Source organism: Enterobacter cloacae complex sp. 385G4, assembly GCF_057320665.1.
The window spans coordinates 550,147-569,026 of sequence record NZ_JBXWDD010000001.1 but is presented as its reverse complement, the minus strand read 5'-3'; the positions used below and the strand labels follow the sequence as shown (position 1 = coordinate 569,026).

The window sequence follows — 18,880 nt, the reverse complement described above, 5'->3', positions numbered from 1 at the left end:
TTGAGTGAACTGTCAGTCTAAGAACTGTTGTCCCCCGTTGCCAGCCCCCGGAAAAGAAAAAAGCGCAAGATTTTGCAAGTCTACCGCAAGCCGGTGAAAGCCCCAGACCGAGGACAGCGCCATACTGCGGGCTTCCGTGGTTTGAGAAGAGAAAAAATATGAACGCGTTATTATACGGACTGGTGGTGATCATCTGGGGAACCACCTGGATTGCCATTTTCCTGCAGCAGGGTCCCGTACCCGCCCCCGTCTCTATTTTCTGGCGTTTCGCGGTGGCCAGCGCCACGATGATGGTGGTGTTACTTGCCCTGCGCCGGTTGCGTAAGCTGGCGCTGCGGGATCATCTGTTCTGCATGCTTCAGGGATGCTGCGTCTTCTGCTTTAACTTCTGGTGTTTTTATACCGCGGCGGCACACATCAACACCGGGCTGGAATCGGTGATCTTCTCCATGGCGGTGCTCTACAACGCCATTAACTGTTTTATTTTCTTTGGACAGCGCCCGCCCGCGCGTTTCTGGACGGCGGCGGCGCTGGGTCTTGTGGGGATCGTGACCCTTTTCTGGGACGACCTGCTGGCCAGCGGCTGGAGCGTATCGCTCCTGACGGGCATTGGCCTTTCCGCCCTCGGCACGTACGGCTTCTCACTGGGCAATATGATCAGCATGCGCCATCAGCGCAGAGGTCTGGAAACCATGACCACCAACGCCTGGGCTATGCTTTACGGCACGCTGGTGATGGGGGTTATTGCGCTCTTCAGAGGCGACAGTTTTACCCCGGAATGGACGGTCACCTACATGGGCGCGCTGCTCTATCTGGCCCTATTCGGCTCGGTGATTGCCTTTGGCGCCTACTTCACGCTGGTGGGACGTATCGGCCCCGGGAAAGCGGCCTACAGTACGCTGCTCTTCCCGCTGGTGGCGCTCTCTATCTCAACGGTGTATGAAGGCTACGTCTGGCACATCAACGGTATCGTCGGTTTGCTGCTGATTCTGGGCGGGAATATGGTGATGTTCACGAAACCAGAGACCTGGTTCAGGCGCCTGCGTACGGCGTAAAAAAAACGGCCTGCGCAATGCAGGCCGCTTAACGTTATTTCGCTGTTTTATGCACGTCAAACATGGTGGCGTCCGTCGCCATGTCGTCAACAACCTGCTTCAGCGTCGCAAAGGTCATCGGCGTACTTTCGTTATTCAGCTCTTTACCTTCACCTTTACGAACCACCTTCATCACCGGTTTATTGGTGGCCGCGTCGATCAGCTCACCTTCAAAGTAGAGATGGGTATCCATGGTGCGATGGCCGGTAGCCATCTGCGTACCTGCTACCACCAGCGCGACCGGCACCACTTCATAGAACTGCAGGCCTTCTTTCTGCGAACTCACCCCGGTGATAGCACCGCGGAAAATCAGGCTGTGTTTACCCGGCGTGGTCACAATCGGCTTACGGGTACCAATAGCCGTTTTCATTTTGTTATTGGTGTAATTCAGCAGCTCATCAAGCGTTCTTTTACCAATCTGAGTGGTTGGTTTTGGCGCTGGATAATAGGTAATCGGCGTCCAGATAATGCTGTCATAGTTGGCTTCGTTATAGGAAGGGTCAACCCAACGCAGCGTTGGTTTACCCGTTGCAGACGTCGTCTGCTGCAAGCCGGAATAATCTTTTAAAAAGCCTGAATATTGTTCTGGAGCCGCGACTTTTGAAGAACAGCCCGCCACTGCCAATAAACCAGTAAGCACTGCAACTTTAAAAAAAGTTTGAGTACGCATGATAGTTTTCCATGTAATCTGCAAGTATGCATTTGAAGTTATAGCAAAAGTTCGGCGGGTTTGTTGTGACAAAAAATGACGTGGGGAGCACAAATTGCGAAAAGAGTGCCCGGCAGCGTACCGGGCATAGAAACTTACTGATTAATATCCACCTGCCAGAACAAATGTTTGCCAAACGGATCGATTTCGTAACCTGTCACCTCTTTGCGCACCGGTTCGAAGATCGTTGAATGCGCAATCATGACCGCCGGCATCTGGTCATGCATGATCTGCTGCGCCTCTTTATACAGCGCTACGCGCTTGTCGCGATCGGTAGTTGATTTTGCCTCCGCGATAATTTTATCAAACGGCTTATAGCACCACTTCGCCGAATTCGAACCGCCGTTGGCCGAGGTGCAGGTAAACAGCGGGCCAAAGAAGTTATCCGGGTCGCCCGTTGCGGTCGTCCAGCCCATCAGGGCAGCCTGATGTTCACCGTCCTTCACGCGCTTGAGATATTCGCCCCATTCGTAGGTGACAATTTTGGTCTGCACCCCCACCTTCGCCCAGTCAGCCTGAATCATCTCCGCCATCCGTCTGGCGTTCGGGTTATAGGGCCGCTGGACGGGCATCGCCCACAGGTCAATACTCATGCCGCCGGCTAAACCGGCCTCTTTCAGCAACGCTTTGGCTTTTTCAGGATCGTAATCGTAATCCTTCAGCTCGCTGTCAGCGCTCCAGACGCCCGGCGGCAGCAGGTTTTTCGCCGCGGTGCCGGTGCCGTGGAACACCGCGTCGATAATGGCCGGCTTATTGATCGCCATCGCCAGCGCCTGGCGAACCTTCACGTTATCCAGCGGCGGCTTTTGGGTATTAAACGCCAGGAAACCCGTGTTCAGCCCGGCCTTGCTCATCAGCGTAATATCTTTATTGGCCTTCATGCGCGGCAGATCCGCCGGGTTCGGGAACGGCATCACCTGGCATTCGTTTTTCTCAATTTTGGCAAAACGCACGGAAGGATCCGGGGTGATGGTAAAGACCAGCCTGTCCAGCTTTGATTTCCCCTGCCAGTAGTCGGCAAACGCCGTAAACAGAATGCGGGAATCCTTCTGATACTGCGCCAGCTTAAACGGCCCGGTGCCAATGGGCTGCATATCCACCTTCTCCGGCGTGCCCGCTTTCAACATTGCATCGGCATACTCCGCGGAGAGGATCGAGGCAAAATACCATGCCAGATCCGCAACAAACGGCGCTTCAGGGTGCGCCAGGGTAAAGCGCACCGTGTGGTCATCGACTTTATCAATAGCGGTAATCAGGCTGCCAAACTCCAGGCTTTCGAAGTTGGAATAGCTGCCGTTTGAGACGTTGTGATAGGGATGGTTCACGTCCTTCTGGCGCATAAACGAGAAGATCACGTCATCGGCGTTAAAATCGCGGGTCGGCGTGAAGAATTTATTGCTCTGAAACTTCACCCCTTTACGCAGATGGAAGGTATAAACCTTACCGTCGTCGCTCACCTCCCAGCGCTCTGCCAGGCTCGGCACCAGCTCCGTGGTGCCGGGTTTGAAATCGACCAGCCGGTTGTAGACCGGCACTGCGCTGGCATCCACGCTGGTGCCCGAGGTGTATAACTGGGGATTAAAGTTTTCCGGTGACCCTTCGGAGCAATACACCAGCGTTTTCGCGGCTACGGTGGAACTGACCGTGAGCGCAGCGAGTGCCAGCGTTAACGTTGTGCGTTTGCTTGTCATCATTTATTCCTGTCTTTTTAATTCGACGGCTAATTAATTCTTTTGCCATTTCATAAATAACATTAAAGTGAAGTGGCAAACACCCGAAAAATAAATAAGGAAGAAAACACTATGGGCTCGCCGCTTTCCAGACAATTAACGCACCGTTTTTTCCGCTATCTTGCGATTACCAGCCAGAGCGATCCGAAAGTGAAAACTCTGCCCTCGACGCCGGGCCAGCACGACATGGCGCGAGAGCTGGCGCAGGAGCTGGCACAGCTGGGGTTAGACGACATCGTGATTGACGAATTCGCGACCGTGACGGCAGTGAAAAAAGGCAACGTGCCCGGCGCGCCGCGCATCGGCTTTATTACCCACATTGATACCGTTGACGTCGGTTTATCACCGAATATTCATCCGCAAATATTAACGTTTAATGGTGAAGATCTCTGTCTGAATAAGGAAAAAGACATCTGGCTGCGCGTGAACGAGCACCCGGAAATTCTGGCTTATCCGAATGAGGAGATTATTTTCAGCGACGGTACCAGCGTATTGGGCGCAGACAATAAAGCGGCGGTGACGGTGGTAATGACCGTACTGGAAAACCTCACCGCTGAGCATCAGCATGGCGACATTGTGGTCGCGTTTGTGCCCGACGAAGAGATTGGCCTGAACGGCGCCAAGGCGTTGGATCTGAAACGCTTCGACGTGGACTTTGCCTGGACCATCGACTGCTGCGAGCTGGGAGAAATTGTTTACGAGAATTTTAACGCGGCAGCGGCAGAGATCCACTTCACCGGCGTGACGGCGCACCCGATGTCCGCCAAAGGGGTACTGGTGAACCCGTTATTGATGGCGACCGACTTCATCAGCCATTTCGACCGCCAGCAAACCCCGGAGTGCACCGAGGGCCGCGAGGGCTATATCTGGTTTAACGGCATTCAGGCCGGACAGAACGACGCCGTGCTAAAGGCTAATATTCGCGATTTTGATAAAGCCAGCTTTGCCGCCCGCAAGCAGCAGATTGCGGACGTCGCCGCGCTGATTGCCGCCCAACACCCGACGGCGAAGGTCGACTATCGCATTGAAGATACCTACAGCAACATCAGCAATGCGATTGGTGAAGACCGGCGCGCCATTGACCTGATGTTTGAGGCGATGGAATCGCTCGGCATCACCCCAAAACCGATCCCTATGCGCGGCGGCACGGACGGTGCGGCGCTGTCGGCAAAAGGGCTACTCACCCCGAACTTCTTCACCGGCGCGCATAATTTCCACTCGAAGTTTGAGTTCCTGCCGCTGTCGTCGTTCGAGGCGTCTTACAAGACTGCCCTGCAGATCTGCCTGCTGGCCGCCCGTTAAGCGGGCTTGCGCGCCAGCATGGTGGCAAAGCGCAGCTTGATGCGGTTGCCGTTTTCATCGGTGCGGTGCAGTTCGCCAACCTCTTCGTTGTATTTGAGCAGCTCCCAACCTTCGTAGTAGCTGCTCAGCTCACCGCTTTTGAACGCAAACGGGAAGCCGACAGTGCACGGGTAATCCGCCGTGTCCATCGCGGCAACGATCAGGTTGTAGCCGCCGGGTTTGGTGCAGCGCTGCATGTTGGCGATAAGGCCCGGAATGGTTTTTGCCTCCAGGAACATCAGCACCACGGTGGAGAGAATAAAGTCGTACTCGCCGTCAAAGCTCAGGCTGTTAAGATCTTTGACGGCAGTGTGCAGATTCTCAATCCCTTCTGCCGCCTTGATACGCTCAATGTTATCAACGCTCATCGGGTTTTTATCCCAGGCGGTCACCTCGTGGCCGTTGGCCGCCAGGTAAAGGCTGTTGCGGCCATTTCCGCAGCCCAGATCCAATGTCTTTCCGGGCTTTACGATCCCCGCGCTGTACAGCACCTCTGAATGCGTACGGGTTAAGCCATATTTCTCTGTGAAGTAATTTTCATCGACAGCCATTATTTTTCCTCAGATTGCATAAGCAGTGCCTTATCAGTGCGCACCAGAAGTTTGCCCTGAATCAGCAGAATAAACGTACGGACCAACAGCATCCCAATGATGAGATTGGTAAAGATAAACAGCGGCACGGCAATGGCGTGGAAGAATCCAGACGAACTGCCGTGACCCAGATGCAGCCCGGTGGTAGCCAGAGCCGACACGCCAAACGAGAAACTCCAGAAGGAGGCGTTAAACGGCTGAGACACATACCACGGCAGCAGGCGCAGCATAAAGAGCAACTGCAACAGGCCGTAGCCGAACAGCATTTTGGCGAAGGTGTCGGCTTCCCCACCGTTGACGCTAAACCAGGCGCTGCACGCCACCAGCGCGGGAGCCAGCTGAATGCCTAAAGCGGTGCGCTGCGCGGTGGGAAGCTCCCCGGCGCTGCGAAGACGCTGGAGGATCACCGGCTCCAGGCTGAGCCAGGAAAAGACACCCGCGCCGAGAAAAACGAGCCCTGCATCGTTGAACCCCAGAGCACCGCACGCCATCGCGCTGATGAAATTATTCGCCACCGTCGGCAGATACAATCCGGGCGTGGTGGCCTCCTGCGGGTGCCTGCCTCGCCAGAGCCCGGCGCTTTGCCAGGCGGAATAAGCAAGCTGTAACACCACGCCCACGCCGAACAGCGCCAGCGATACCGGGCGGAACCAGGGCACAAAACCGATGGCGACCAGCATGGTGGTGGCCGGAAAAAGGCTGACGAAGCTGCTCATTACCGGGTGGCGCATCTCTGCCAGCACGCTGTGCGGGAATCGGATCGCACGGGTAATAAACGCCGTCGTCAGTAAAAACCAGCAGGCAACGGCGAGAGCGACCAGAATCTCACCCGGCCAGCGCGTCACCGGCCACAGGGTGCTGGCGTATCGCCAGGCGAAACCCATGCCGATGATGCCCAGCACCATGCCAAAATAGCCTGCGGGAAGGTTAAGCGCCTGTTCAGGTTTGTTTAATTTATCCATTAATTTGAATTTTTAAAATGTATTTTAAATGCCATTTTAAGGGGTTTCAGCAACGGATGCCAGCACAACGGAAAGCCGAAAGTTTGCTACGTTTAGTGAAGACGCATATCAGGGACCCCACGATGAATAAGTATCGGCTCAGCGATGAAACCCGGCTCTGGCAATGGAAAAATGGCGAAACATCCCACTCAACGACGCTGCGGCAGATTATCGCTACGGTGGACTTTAACGATGTGAAGGCCGGCACGAAAGGCGGCTGGATTGACGATGAGCGCGCCCTTGCGCAGGACGGAGACTGCTGGATCTACGATGAAAACAGCGTGGTATTCGCTGGCGCAACCGTGTCCGGGAACGCGCGCCTGACCCTGCCGTGCACCGTCAGCCATGACGCGCATATCGGCGATAACTGCTGGCTTGACGCCGCAGAGGTCAGCCACGGGGCGCGAATAAGTGACAACGTCACAATTCAGCACTCCTGCGTGCGGGGTGAGTGCCATCTTTACGGCGACGCGCGCGTCCTGCACAACAGCGTCATCATTGCCGCTAAAGGCCTCACGCCGGACCACGACCAGATCCTGCAAATCTACGGCAAGGCGACGGTAAGCCGATCGCGCATTGTGCATCAGGCACAAATATACGGCGAGGCGATGGTGAATAACGCGTTTGTTGAGCACCGCGCCGAAGTGTTCGACTGCGCGATCCTTGAAGGTAACGAACTCAACAACGTCTGGGTGTGCGACTGTGCCAAAGTGTACGGCAACGCCCGCGTGATAGCCGGTTTCGACGATGACGCCATCCCTACCGTGCGCTACAGCTCTCAGATTGCCGAGAACGCCGTGGTGGAAGGAAACTGCATCATCAAGCACCACGTCCTGATCGGCGGTCAGGCATGGCTGCGCGGCGGGCCGATCATGCTGGATGATAAAGTGGTGATTCAGGGACGCGCGCGGATCAGCGGCGACGTGCTGATTGAGCATCGGGTAGAAATCACCGACGATGCGGTGATAGAGGCCTTTGCTGGGGAGAGCATTCACCTGCGCGGTGAAAAGGTGATCAACGGCGACCAGCGCATCACCCGCACGCCGCTCCTGGGGGCGCTATAGGGTATAAATTTTGCCGTAGATGTTCACATCGTCATAGGCGCCATTGAGGTATTCCGCTTCCCGCAGGCACCCTTCCAGCGTAAAACCGTTGCGCAGGGCCACGCTGTTGCTGTGCTGATTCGCCACCCGACACTTGATCACAAATCGGCGGATCTCACCGCGCTCAGCGTAGTAGCGCATAAACGCCTGCAGCGACTGCGAGAGGATCCCCTGCCCCTGATGTGCTTCATCCAGCCAGTAGCCGATGTACGCGGCTTTGTTGGAAGGCTCAATCGCATTAAACGACAGTACGCCGACCAGCGCATCCTCCCTGAAGATCAAAAACATTTTGGCGTAGCCGCGCTGGTGCAGCATCTGGTTACTCTGCACGTTGCGTCGGGTGTCATCTTCAGTTCCCACGTGCTGCGCCCAGTCAAAGGCGGTTTGCAGATAGGCTCTGTTTTTGACGACGAGGTTATGCAGTTCGGCGGTGTAACGCTCTTCGACGGCGCGAAGCTCGAGCGCGTCAGATACGGGAATAGTTTCGGATTGTGTTGCGGTCATTGCCCCTCACCCTAACCCTCTCCCTGTGGGAGAGGGAATCGATCGTTAACGCATTACCCGGTCATCAACGTAATGACGTTTATCCGGCGCTGGCGGGAAATACTGATACAGCCAGGTTTCGCTGATGGCATCGCCCTGGCAGCGCAGGAACAGGCGCATATCCACCGGCTCCGTCGAATCCGACGTTGGGTACCAGTCAAACAGAATGCGATACCCGTCAAACGGCTCAACGTAAAGGATCTCAACCTGCTTCGCTTCACCGCTGGAGAGCGTAATCACCGGCTCAATGCCTTTTGGCGCAGCGGCCTTCAGGTCGCCGCCGACGAAGTCGATAGCAAAGCGACGGGCCCACACTTTCGGATAGTGTTCGCCCGGCGCCCAGCCCTCCGGGAAGCCGCCCATGCCGGTACGGGTCGCGTAAACGTTGGCCAGCGGGGAACGCACCGGCGGCTGCGCGCTCCAGTAGAGACGATATTTAAAGTCCAGCTCGTCGCCCGCTTTCACCGGTTTTTCCGGCTGCCAGAAGCAGACCACATTATCCAGCGTTTCACCGGTGGTTGGGATCTCCATCAGCGCGATAGATCCTTTCCCCCAGTCGTTGCGCGGCTCAACCCACAGGCTCGGGCGCTTGTTATACCAGCCCATCACGTCCTGATAGTGGGAGAAATCGCGATCGAGCTGCAGCAGGCCGAACCCTTTCGGGTTTTTGTCCAGATAGGCATTAAACTGCAGCTTCTGCGGGTTATTGAGCGGACGGCAGATCCACTCCCCGTTGCCGCGCCACATTGCCAGGCGGTCGGAGTCGTGGATTTGCGGGTGAATGGTGTCGCACATGCGGCGTTCGTTGTTGCCGCAGCTGAACATGCTGGTCATCGGCGCGATGCCCAGCTGCTTAATGTCCTTACGCGCGTAGAGATGGTTTTCCACCTCCATGATCACCTGGCTCTTCTCGCAGTGGATCACGAATTTATAGGCACCGGTGACGCTCGGGCTGTCCAGCAGCGTATAGACGGTAAAGGTGGTATCACCAGGCTTGACGGTTTCAAACCAGAAGGCGGTAAAGTCCGGGAACTCTTCCGGCGTGTCGGTAAAGGTGTCTACCGCCAGACCGCGGGCGGAAAGGCCGTACTGGTAGGTGTCGTCCACCGCGCGGAAATAGCTGGCCCCGAGGAAAGAGACGATATCGCGACGCGCCAGCTCCGGCGCCTTAAACGCGCGGAAGCCCGCAAAGCCGAGATCGCTTTGCCCTTCCAGCTGTTTGGTATCCACGCCCGTTTCACCGTAGCTGAACAGCTCAGGACGGAAGTGGATCTCGCGCGCCATAGAGGTAGACTGGTCCAGCGAGAACATCCGCACACGGCGGCGGAACCCCATTCCCATATGGAAGAACTGCACGTCCAGCTGACGCCCTTCAATATTGTTCCACAGAGACTGTTTTTCATCGTAACGGATGGCGTTATACGCCTGCGGCGTCATGGTCGCCAGCGTCTCCGGCAGCGGACGCGGCGCGCCACCCCACGGGGTTTTCGCCAGGTCATGCGCCATGGATTGCAGTACGGAGAAGTCAAACCGACGGCTCTGACCGTCAGCGATGTCAGAGTCAGCCGCATATGCCGCTTTGGAAAACAGGGAAGCAAGGCCGGAGGTGCCGCTCAGGGCTGCCACAGCCAGCGAGCCTTTTAGAAAACGTCTGCGATTCATGCCTGGAAAAACGTCCTTATGGTCGTGTGAATGTGTTTCGCGCTCGGCGAAATGACGGCAAGAAAGAACGCACAGCCTAAACAAAAATGGTTAAGAATCCAATTGTTGGCCGGTGATTATCTGAACAAAGTGAGAAATATTTTCTGTCGACCAGAACGGCCCGAAAGTGGTGTAAAGAAAGCCTGGAAAATGTGTAGAAAAATGCCCCGTCAGGACATCAGCTGACGGGGCCAATGAGGCGGTTATTTTACGCTGACATCGATACCCGGGAAGTACTTATCAGCGAGTTTGGCGATCGTGCCGTCGGCACGTACTTTATCAATGGCGGCATCAAGCTGCTTTTTGGTGGCCTCGTCACCTTTGCGCAACCCAAAGCCGATCCCACTGCCGAGGATAGTGTCGTCAGACACCGGTTTGCCGATGAAGCCAAACCCTTTTCCCTGCGGCTTGCTGAGGAAACCCGCCTGCCCGGCCGCGGACATGACCAGCGAGGCATCAATGCGGCCATTCAGCAGGTCGCCCCAGGCCATATTCTGATCTTTATACGACACCACGGTGACACCCTGCTTTTCCCAGTGCTCTTTGGCATAGGTTTCCTGAATCGACCCCTGCAGCACGCCGATGGTTTTCCCCTTCAGCCCTTCAGGCGTTGCTTCGACCGCCGTACCGGCCTTGCCGACCAGCTGAGACGGAATGCGGTAGATCGGCTGGGTAAAATCGATGCTCTTGCGGCGCTGCTCGGTAATGTTCATCGCCGAATTGATGGCGTCAAACTTCTTCGCCACCAGCCCCGGGATCAGCGCGTCAAACGAGGTTTCCACCCAGCTGCACTTCAGCGCTGCCGCTTTGCAGATGGCATTTCCCAGCTCAACGTCAAACCCTTCCAGTTCGCCTGCCGCGTTGCGGCTCTCAAACGGCGGGTATTCCGCTTCCAGACCGTAGCGCAGCTCGGTGGCCGCGAAGGAGGAAAAGGTACACAGCAATCCCATGCCGACAACTAACGCGCGTAATTTCATCTCATACTCCTCAGAGCCTATCCCAGTAGGCGTAATTGTTGAAGACAGTTTGGTACCGGACAGCGCACAGAAACCGGAACGTACATGTAGTACGTGAGGATTTCGAGCACTGCCCGGTGCCAAAATGGCGAATAAAATAGCCTAATGGGATAGGCTCAGCGTGGTTTAACCTGACACAGGGCTTGAGCACCTGCCCGTAACGTCGCCTCATCTTTCGCAAAAGAGAGGCGAATCAATTTATTATCCGTGCCGTCGGCATAAAACGCCGACAGCGGAATGGTGGCAACACCGTACTCAACAATCAGCCGCTTCACCAGCTCGCTGTCGCGCTCGTCGCTGAACTGGCTGTAGTCCGCCAGCATAAAGAACGACCCGGCGCTCGGCAGCAGGGTAAACGGCGAATCGGCCAGCAGGCCGTGCAGCAGATCGCGCTTACGCTGGTAAAACGCCGACAGCGACAGCCAGGTTTGCGGATCGGTCATGTGTTCTGCAAACGCGTATTGCATTGGCGTATCGGCAGAGAACATCAAAAATTGATGGACTTTACATATCTCGTCCATCACCTCTGCGGGTGCCACACAATAACCCACGCGCCAGCCGGTGACGTGATAGGTTTTTCCGAAAGAAGAAATAATCACGCTACGCTCCGCCAGCTGCGGGTGCGTGGCCATCCCGTGGTGCGGTTCCCCATCAAACACGACGTGTTCGTACACTTCGTCAGACAAAATAATGATGTCGGTATTGCGCGTTAGCGCCGCCAGCGGCTGCAGGTCATTAGCAGAGAAGACCTGGCCGCTCGGGTTGTGCGGCGTATTGATGATGATCATGCGCGTGCGCGGGGTGATTGCCGCACGGACCTCATCCCAGTTGACGGCAAAATCCGGCACCGTGAGCTTGATGGCGACAGGCGTTGCCCCCTGCAGACGAACAATCGGCGCGTAGCTGTCAAACGACGGCTCAAAGTAGATCACCTCATCGCCAGGGTGCACAAGCCCGCTTATCGCCGAATAGAGCCCTTCGCTGGCGCTGGCGGTGACCAGCACCTCGCTGGCAGGGTGATACTGCGTGCCGTAGAGCGCGGCAATCTTATCGGCGATGCGTTCTTTGAGCGGCTGCAGGCCGGTCATCGATGCATACTGGTTATGCCCTGCCTCCATCGCGCGGGTAACGCCGGCGATCAGCTTCGGGTCGCAGGAAAAATTCGGTGCCCCCTGAGAAAGGTTGATGGCGTTATGCTGGGCCGAAAGCTGGCCGATAACGGTAAAAATGGTGGTCCCCACGTCTGGCAGCTTGGAGCGCGTTTGCACCGGCGTTCGTAAAGTCATCCTCTTTCCCTTCTCATGGATATTGCATAACTATTCAAACAACAACTTCGTTGCCGGGACAATCGAATTGTTGTCATAATAGCCATGAGAAAAATGCATAGCTGAGGTGTTTCAATGTCACGCCGTTCGCTCCCGCTCAATGCCATCGACGCATTTTTAGTCACCGCGCGGCACCTGAATCTTACCCACGCCGCCGCGGAACTCTGCCTGACGCAGGGGGCCGTGAGCCGTAAGATTGCCTCCCTTGAAGCCTGGTTTGGCTTTCCGCTGTTTGAGCGCCACGCGCGCGGGTTGCGCCTCTCCCCGCAGGGCAGCGCCCTGCTTCCCGAACTGCAGTCCTCCTTCGAACAGCTGCTGAGCGTGGCCGACCAGGCCCGCAGCCAGCACACGGTGATCCGCCTCAAGGCCCCCACCTGCGCGATGCGCTGGCTGGTGCCGCGCCTGCTGGAAGTGGAGCGCGAGCAGCCGGATCTGCAGATCGCGCTCACCACCACGACCGATCATAACGTCAATTTCAAAACCGAATCTTACGATGCCGCCATCGTCTTCGGCACGCACATGAGCGCAGGCGATCTGCTGTTCGAAGAGGCGCTGACGCCGGTGTTTAGTCCCGTGCGAGCGGGTGCCGCGCTGGCTTCGCTGACGTTTCTTCATCCGACAAGGGATAAGACAGACTGGTCACTGTGGCTGGCGAATCAGGAAGGTCCGGGCTTTGCTATGCACAAAAATCAACACTTCGATACGATGGATCTCGCCATCACCGCCGCCATTCAGGGGCTGGGCGTAGCCATTGCCGACGAAACGCTGGTGGCAGAAGATGTCCGCGCCGGAAGGCTAATGCGGCCCTATGAGACCAGCATTAAAACCGGCGCGAGCTACCGGCTGGTGCTGCGCGAAACGCCTTGTCAGGAGAATGGTCTGGCGGCGTTTCGCGCCTGTTTGCTTAATCGAGGCTGACGTGGTGCTTCATTACGCGCTTGAAGAGGCTCATGCGGGCGCGCATAAAGCGGTTTTCAAGCCTGAAACCTGCATGTTTATTCACACCAATACGTAACAGCACGTCCCGCCCTTTGCGGCAGGCGGGCCAGCGCGTCGGCCCGTGAAGGCTGTCATGCGTTCCGGCATCGCGCGCAAAGCTCACCCAGTAATCAGCCACCTGGGCGGCAAACGCCAGATCCCGTTCGTTAACGTACTGGCGCGAAGGCTCCACCTGCCCGAGGGTATCGAACGCATACGGCACCTCATTGCCGTGCCAGGCACCGTTGATATAGGTGGCGTGTTCCGCTTCGGCCACATAGTCAAACCAGTAGCGCCAGCAAAGCCCGCCGACGCGCTGCTGGGCCTGCATCACCACGTAGCCCATGGTGGTGAAGGCCATGTCGCGGCACACCTGCCTGCCGAGCTCCTCGTCGCCCTTCACGCCCGGATAAAGCAGCTTGATGAGCCCCAGCCCGAAGCGGCGCTCCCGGCGAAGCTTCTGGATCTGCCCGGCGAGATCGACACCAAACACCGCCATCACGCTGGCTTCATCGCTGTTGGAGCCAATCATCACCGGCACGGGATGCTGGCGGGCGGCTAAAAAGACGTCCAGCATCGCCTCCGGCAGAACGCAATCCCCAACGATAGGGGCCGGGGCGACGTTCAGCGGCGCGGTCAGCGGCCAGAACGCCTCGGGCGGGATCGCGCGCAGCTGCTCTGCCGTCGCATTTTTCAGCCCTAAGTGGGCGGCCAGCGCTTCCCCTTTGTGCAGGGCCTGCGCGCGTGGCGTATCCGGCAAAGTGTACCCGCTTTGCACTATCGCCTTATGGAATAGTCCTTTCGCCAGCGGCGAGGCCAGCAGAGACAGCACGCTGCGCGCGCCGGCGGATTCACCAAACAGGGTCACGTTACTCGGGTCGCCACCAAACGCGGCAATATTATCCCGCACCCATTCGAGCGCGGCGATCTGGTCCAGCAGGGCAAAATTATGCACCACCCGCTCCTCTTCACCTTCCAGAGCGGGATGGGCGAAGAAGCCGAGATGGCCGAGACGGTAGTTAATCGTGACGACAACCACCCCGCGGGATGCCAGGGCTTTGCCGTTATACGGCGGCAGGCTTCCGGCGCCGATCGTAAACCCGCCTCCGTGCAGCCAGACCATGACCGGCAGCGGCCCGGTACGGTCGATAGGGGACCAGACGTTCAGATAGAGGCAGTCTTCAGAAAACTGGCCGGGATCGCCCCCGCCCAGCTCCTGACAATATTCACTGCTTTGCCAGCTTGAGGGCGAAAAGTCGGTAGCTGCACGCACGCCATCCCAGCGTTCCGGCGGCCGGGGTGAGCGCCAGCGCCAGTCGCCAACGGGCGGTGCGGCATAAGGAATACCGCGCCAGAGGTGAACGTTTTCATCGGTTAAACCAGACAGTGCGCCCTGGCGCGTTTCAACCACAGGGGCGGAAGGATTTTGCATAACGACCTTATTTTTTCCATCACACCCCTGAAGAGTAACGATTTCAGAGCAAACCGCAACGCTGTTTGCTGCGCGTTTCCGCCTCCTCGTAGAGCGTAAATTCGTCATACACCGGGCAGCCGAGCGCGGCTTCAAACGCATTGCGGCTGGCATTGCCGTGGCTGCGCGCCTGGGTTTCATTCCCGAGATTGGACTGGAAAATCCCCGCCGCGCTGACCGGAAGGAAATCTTCGTAAATTATCGGCTGGGCCACCACCCACCCGCGCTCAATCAGCGGCTGCGGGTCATCCCCCGGACGAAACGCGTGACGATGGGCCTCTCCCGCCGGGGTCAGGCGATAGCGAAAATACGCCAGCTCCTGACGGCGCAGGAACATTTCGCTGTCCGGGAAGGCGCTGAAAATCTCCCGCAAATGCAGCTGGTGCGTGAGGTTATCTTTTCCGGTTCCGGCCTGGGCCAGCAGGCTATCGTACAGTTCACGGCCTTTCGGGGTCAGAGCCACGCCGCGCTGTTCAATTTCACCGAAGCGCGCGGTGTGGGTGCCTTTATGTTCCCCGGCGAAAAGCACCGGCTCTTCGAGGGCTTTAAAGCTGGTCTGACGCAGCAGGATCGGCACTTCACGACGCGGCGGCCCTTCGATCAGAATTTTGGGCTCAATCCCGTACTTCGGCATTAGCTCCTGCACCCGGTCAATGTCCAGCGTGCGCGGCGTGAGGTGGTTGATATGGCACCCCGGGAAGCAGACCACGTCAGCTATCAGGCGGTGCTCGTTACTCAACGCCAGGTAGGTCTCCTGGTCGACCGTTGCATGACGGTGCCAGCGGAAGGTTTCTAACGCTTCCTGCACAAACTCGTGCGCCTGCGCTTCGGTAAAGTGCCCTTCCGACTCATGGAGGTCAATAAGTTCCAGACAGCGCGGCGTAAAGATGTTCCGCTGAGAGAGAATTTCTGCCGCCCGCTCGCGTAACGCCACGTTTTCAATCAGCTCAAGGCGCAGCAGTGAGGTAAAGATACGAAACGGATTGCGGCACAGCGCCGCATCGTCAACCGGACGAAACGCCGTTGAGTGGACCGGTACCCCCGCCTGAGAAAGATCGTAATAGCTGACCGGGAACATGCCCATGATGGCAAACATACGACGCAGGGTGGAAAGCTCTTGTGCCGTACCGACGCGGATCGCCCCGTGACGCTCCACGTTCAGGCGCGCCAGCTCGTCGGCGTTCGCCAGTTGTTCATGTAATAGTGGATTATTTTCCAGAACCGCCAGGTTTACGTCCGCGACCAGCTCAAGCAAGGTGCCGTACTGCGGAACTTCCTGCTGGTACATCGCCGACATAGCCTGCGAAAAATGTTCCCGAATATCATCAGCCGTGATGGTGTTCGCCATGATGTCATGCCTCCAGTGAATATTACCTGGAGTGTAGAGAAGGCCGTTCCTTCCGGGGAGAAGAATTTCCGATTTGTGATCTTAAGACGCCAGTGGTTAAACCGTGTGCTACCGCCCCCTGTCAGGCGCCTCGTCATCTTTTTCCAGGATTTTCCTTATGATTCGTAGCGGCTATTTTTTCTAGCCCCAAAGGGGTAATTTTCCCCAAATCACCGCTTGCAAATTATTCGTTTTTGCTACGCCATTATTATTGGCCTCAACCTTCCGATTTTTAAATGAAACTTAGGACTAATCTGAACATTTGTTTACAAGTCCTTCCCACACTTCCATATTTCCAAACCAAGCGAAGCGCAAACGCAGCAATAATTAAATATAACGCAACCGCTAATGGCGAAACGAATTTGACGTATGCCTCACAGCGACTAGAGTTATTACTCGAACGACGAGTGATACGGAATATTTTCGTATCGTACTGACATAACCAATATATGACTATGAGGTTTAATATGGCAGAGCATCGTGGTGGTTCCGGTAATTTCGCTGAAGACCGTGAAAAAGCATCAGAAGCTGGACGTAAAGGCGGCCAGCACAGCGGTGGTAATTTCAAAAACGATCCGCAACGCGCATCTGAAGCGGGTAAGAAAGGGGGACAGAACAGTCACGGCGGAGGCCGTAAATCTGATAATTCCTGATCTTATTTAGTACTCTTTTAATAAAACCTGAGAGCATGCTGCGGGCTGAAAAGCTCGCAGTACCCTTTCCTTATTTTACCGGAGCGTAATTAATATGAATATGAAAAGTGTTGAGGATGTATTTATTCATCTTCTGTCCGATACCTACAGCGCTGAAAAACAACTTACCCGAGCGTTAAGCAAACTCGCTCGCGCCGCCTCCAGCGAGAAGCTGAGCGCCGCCTTCACCGCGCACCTGGAGGAGACGCAGGGCCAGATTGAACGTATTGACCAGATCGTCGAACAGGAAGACGGTATTAAGCTCAAGCGCATGAAGTGCGTGGCAATGGAGGGCTTAATTGAAGAAGCCAACGAAGTTATCGAAAGTACGGAAAAAAATGAAGTGCGTGATGCTGCATTAATTGCCGCTGCGCAAAAAGTGGAGCATTACGAAATAGCCAGCTACGGTACTCTTGCGACCCTCGCAGAACAACTGGGCTACAAAAAAGCCGTTAAACTTCTTGCCGAAACGCTGGAAGAAGAGAAAGAGACCGACCTTAAACTCACCGACCTGGCCGTTGGCAATATTAACCAAAAAGCGCAGAAATGACGCGATAAGACAGGTTAAATAAAATGAGCATCAGTCCCAGGACAATTAAACGGTGCCATTTAGCGGCAGCAATAATATGGTTCATTCTCGCTATCCCTTCCGTAATATGGTGGAAGAATAGCGTACTATGGGTCATTATCATCAGCATTTACGCCAATATTGTCGGCCACTTATCTGGCTATAGTGCCGCACGTGCCGATCAGGCAGCTGAAAGTGAGACCAAATAAGCGAACCCTTAATGAGGATACAATGATGAATCACGTAGAACACTACCATGACTGGCTACGCGATGCCCATGCGATGGAAAAGCAAGCCGAATCAATGCTGGAATCCATGGCCAGCCGTATTGATAATTATCCTGATGTTCGCGCCAGAATTGAGCAACATATTCATGAGACAAAACGGCAAATTACATTGCTGGAGGAAATTCTCGACCGTAATGATATTTCTCGTTCGGTCTTAAAAGACTCGATGAGCAAAATGGCGGCCCTGGGTCAATCCATCGGCGGTATGTTCCCGTCCGATGAGATCGTTAAGGGCTCGATCAGCGGCTATGTCTTCGAACAGTTTGAAATCGCCTGCTACACCTCCCTGCTCGCTGCGGCGAAAAAAGCGGGCGATACCGCCTCTGTGCCTGCCATTGAGACGATCCTCGCAGAAGAGCGCGAAATGGCCGACTGGCTGATTCGCCATATCCCGCAAACGACGGAACAGTTCCTGCTGCGTTCAGACGCAGACGGTGTCGAAGCGAAAAAATAATCCACAGGAGAGTGCCTATGTTTCGACACGTCAAACAGCTGCAATATACGGTTCGCGTCGCCGAACCCAACCCCGGTCTCGCTAACCTTTTACTGGAACAGTTTGGTGGGCCGCAGGGCGAACTGGCTGCCGCCTGCCGTTACTTCACTCAGGGCCTGAGCGATGACGATCCGGGCCGCAAGGATATGCTGATGGATATCGCCACCGAGGAGCTAAGCCACCTCGAAATCATCGGTACGCTGGTTGGTATGCTGAACAAAGGTGCCAAAGGCGCGCTGGCGGAAGGGGTGGAAAATGAGGCTGAACTGTATCGGTCCATGACCGAAAACGGTAACGACAGTCACATCACCTCCCTCCTCTACGGCGGCGGTACCCCGCTCACTAACTCGGCGGGCGTGCCCTGGACGGCAGCCTACGTCGATACCATCGGCGAGCCGACGGCGGATCTGCGCTCGAACGTGGCGGCAGAGGCCAGGGCGAAAATCATTTATGAACGGCTGATTAACGTCACTGACGATCCCGGAGTGAAGGATGCGCTGGCGTTTCTGATGACGCGTGAGGCGGCGCATCAGCTCTCCTTTGAGAAGGCGCTGCAGTCCATTCGTAATAATTTCCCGCCGGGAAAACTGCCGCCAATCGAGGAATTCACCAACAAGTACTACAATATGTCTGAAGGTGGAGAGGTTCGCGGAAGCTGGAACAGCGATAAGCACTTTGATTACGTTGAGTCCCCACAGCCTGCGGTTGATGGCGGAGACGGTAGCGCCAGCGTGACGCTCACAGCTGAACAGGCAACCCTGGTTAAGGCGATGTCTGCCCGCACCAAGTCCGATCCCCATTCCGACCCGCTGACCGGTGCCGAGCTGGGTGCCGGAAAGAGTAAACCGTAA

19 protein-coding genes are annotated in these 18,880 nt (G+C 56.1%); 9 read left to right on the top strand and 10 right to left on the bottom strand.

The window, feature by feature from the left end; all coding sequences use genetic code 11:
- Nucleotides 1-158: 158 nt before the first annotated feature.
- Complete coding sequence (locus AC2FAJ_RS02855) at nt 159-1,055, top strand: DMT family transporter (protein WP_041910027.1); 897 nt, start codon at nt 159-161, stop codon at nt 1,053-1,055.
- Between the two features lie 34 nt (nt 1,056-1,089).
- Here AC2FAJ_RS02855 and AC2FAJ_RS02850 read toward each other — a convergent pair whose 3' ends face one another.
- Both AC2FAJ_RS02850 and AC2FAJ_RS02845 read right to left on the bottom strand, forming a co-directional pair.
- Nucleotides 1,090-1,764, bottom strand: coding sequence for a DUF3313 domain-containing protein (locus AC2FAJ_RS02850; RefSeq protein WP_309257114.1), 675 nt, complete (start codon nt 1,762-1,764; stop codon nt 1,090-1,092).
- Between the two features lie 134 nt (nt 1,765-1,898).
- Nucleotides 1,899-3,494 carry an ABC transporter substrate-binding protein gene (locus AC2FAJ_RS02845; RefSeq protein ID WP_047368531.1) on the bottom strand — a complete coding sequence of 532 codons (1,596 nt, stop codon included), beginning with the start codon at nt 3,492-3,494 and terminating at the stop codon, nt 1,899-1,901.
- 111 nt (nt 3,495-3,605) lie between these two features.
- Here AC2FAJ_RS02845 and pepT point away from each other — a divergent pair, with 111 nt between their 5' ends.
- Complete coding sequence (pepT, locus tag AC2FAJ_RS02840) at nt 3,606-4,835, top strand: peptidase T (protein ID WP_136485857.1); 1,230 nt, start codon at nt 3,606-3,608, stop codon at nt 4,833-4,835.
- On the opposite strand, the gene tehB is transcribed toward pepT, so the two are convergent.
- A complete protein-coding gene (tehB, locus tag AC2FAJ_RS02835) occupies nt 4,832-5,425 on the bottom strand; it encodes a tellurite resistance methyltransferase TehB (RefSeq protein ID WP_028013116.1) in 594 nt (197 codons plus the stop codon). The two genes, pepT and tehB, sit on opposite strands and share 4 nt — an antisense overlap.
- Entirely contained in the window at nt 5,425-6,426 is a 1,002-nt protein-coding gene (gene tehA / locus AC2FAJ_RS02830; RefSeq protein ID WP_041910036.1) for a dicarboxylate transporter/tellurite-resistance protein TehA, read from the bottom strand. The genes tehB and tehA overlap by 1 nt, the downstream gene beginning before the upstream one ends.
- A gap of 122 nt (nt 6,427-6,548) precedes the next feature.
- On the opposite strand from tehA, the gene ydcK reads away from it, so the two are divergent.
- A complete protein-coding gene (ydcK, locus tag AC2FAJ_RS02825; RefSeq protein WP_041910038.1) occupies nt 6,549-7,529 on the top strand; it encodes a YdcK family protein in 981 nt (326 codons plus the stop codon).
- On the opposite strand, the gene rimL is transcribed toward ydcK, so the two are convergent.
- From rimL to AC2FAJ_RS02805, 4 genes are all read right to left on the bottom strand, one after another.
- The gene (gene rimL, locus AC2FAJ_RS02820; protein ID WP_041910040.1) at nt 7,524-8,072 is read right to left on the bottom strand and encodes a 50S ribosomal protein L7/L12-serine acetyltransferase; all 549 of its coding nucleotides are present in this window, start codon (nt 8,070-8,072) and stop codon (nt 7,524-7,526) included. The two genes, ydcK and rimL, sit on opposite strands and share 6 nt — an antisense overlap.
- Nucleotides 8,073-8,117: 45 nt before the next feature.
- Nucleotides 8,118-9,773, bottom strand: a complete 1,656-nt coding sequence (locus AC2FAJ_RS02815; RefSeq protein ID WP_041910042.1) for a glucan biosynthesis protein D — start codon at nt 9,771-9,773, stop codon at nt 8,118-8,120.
- Nucleotides 9,774-10,015: 242 nt separating this feature from the next.
- Nucleotides 10,016-10,789 carry a transporter substrate-binding domain-containing protein gene (locus AC2FAJ_RS02810; RefSeq protein ID WP_025756391.1) on the bottom strand — a complete coding sequence of 258 codons (774 nt, stop codon included), beginning with the start codon at nt 10,787-10,789 and terminating at the stop codon, nt 10,016-10,018.
- 155 nt (nt 10,790-10,944) lie between these two features.
- Nucleotides 10,945-12,114 carry a methionine aminotransferase gene (locus AC2FAJ_RS02805; protein WP_485453782.1) on the bottom strand — a complete coding sequence of 390 codons (1,170 nt, stop codon included), beginning with the start codon at nt 12,112-12,114 and terminating at the stop codon, nt 10,945-10,947.
- A 114-nt stretch (nt 12,115-12,228) separates the two neighbouring features.
- On the opposite strand from AC2FAJ_RS02805, the gene AC2FAJ_RS02800 reads away from it, so the two are divergent.
- Nucleotides 12,229-13,071: a LysR family transcriptional regulator gene (locus tag AC2FAJ_RS02800; RefSeq protein WP_045630396.1), complete on the top strand. Its 843-nt coding sequence runs from the start codon at nt 12,229-12,231 to the stop codon at nt 13,069-13,071.
- Here AC2FAJ_RS02800 and AC2FAJ_RS02795 read toward each other — a convergent pair.
- Nucleotides 13,058-14,563 carry a carboxylesterase/lipase family protein gene (locus tag AC2FAJ_RS02795; RefSeq protein ID WP_060571854.1) on the bottom strand — a complete coding sequence of 502 codons (1,506 nt, stop codon included), beginning with the start codon at nt 14,561-14,563 and terminating at the stop codon, nt 13,058-13,060. The two genes, AC2FAJ_RS02800 and AC2FAJ_RS02795, sit on opposite strands and share 14 nt — an antisense overlap.
- A 43-nt stretch (nt 14,564-14,606) precedes the next feature.
- Nucleotides 14,607-15,950 carry a 2-oxoadipate dioxygenase/decarboxylase HglS gene (gene hglS / locus AC2FAJ_RS02790; RefSeq protein ID WP_028013108.1) on the bottom strand — a complete coding sequence of 448 codons (1,344 nt, stop codon included), beginning with the start codon at nt 15,948-15,950 and terminating at the stop codon, nt 14,607-14,609.
- Between the two features lie 506 nt (nt 15,951-16,456).
- Between hglS and AC2FAJ_RS02785 the strand changes: the two genes are divergently transcribed.
- The 5 genes from AC2FAJ_RS02785 (at nt 16,457) to AC2FAJ_RS02765 (ending at nt 18,880) form a co-directional block, all read left to right on the top strand.
- A complete protein-coding gene (locus tag AC2FAJ_RS02785; protein ID WP_004150795.1) occupies nt 16,457-16,642 on the top strand; it encodes a con-10 family general stress protein in 186 nt (61 codons plus the stop codon).
- A gap of 94 nt (nt 16,643-16,736) precedes the next feature.
- The gene (locus AC2FAJ_RS02780) at nt 16,737-17,231 is read left to right on the top strand and encodes a YciE/YciF ferroxidase family protein (protein WP_008502272.1); all 495 of its coding nucleotides are present in this window, start codon (nt 16,737-16,739) and stop codon (nt 17,229-17,231) included.
- 23 nt (nt 17,232-17,254) lie between these two features.
- Nucleotides 17,255-17,458, top strand: coding sequence for a hypothetical protein (locus AC2FAJ_RS02775; RefSeq protein WP_008502273.1), 204 nt, complete (start codon nt 17,255-17,257; stop codon nt 17,456-17,458).
- Nucleotides 17,459-17,483: 25 nt separating this feature from the next.
- Complete coding sequence (locus tag AC2FAJ_RS02770; RefSeq protein ID WP_041910054.1) at nt 17,484-17,990, top strand: ferritin-like domain-containing protein; 507 nt, start codon at nt 17,484-17,486, stop codon at nt 17,988-17,990.
- A 17-nt stretch (nt 17,991-18,007) separates the two neighbouring features.
- Nucleotides 18,008-18,880: a manganese catalase family protein gene (locus AC2FAJ_RS02765; protein ID WP_028013106.1), complete on the top strand. Its 873-nt coding sequence runs from the start codon at nt 18,008-18,010 to the stop codon at nt 18,878-18,880.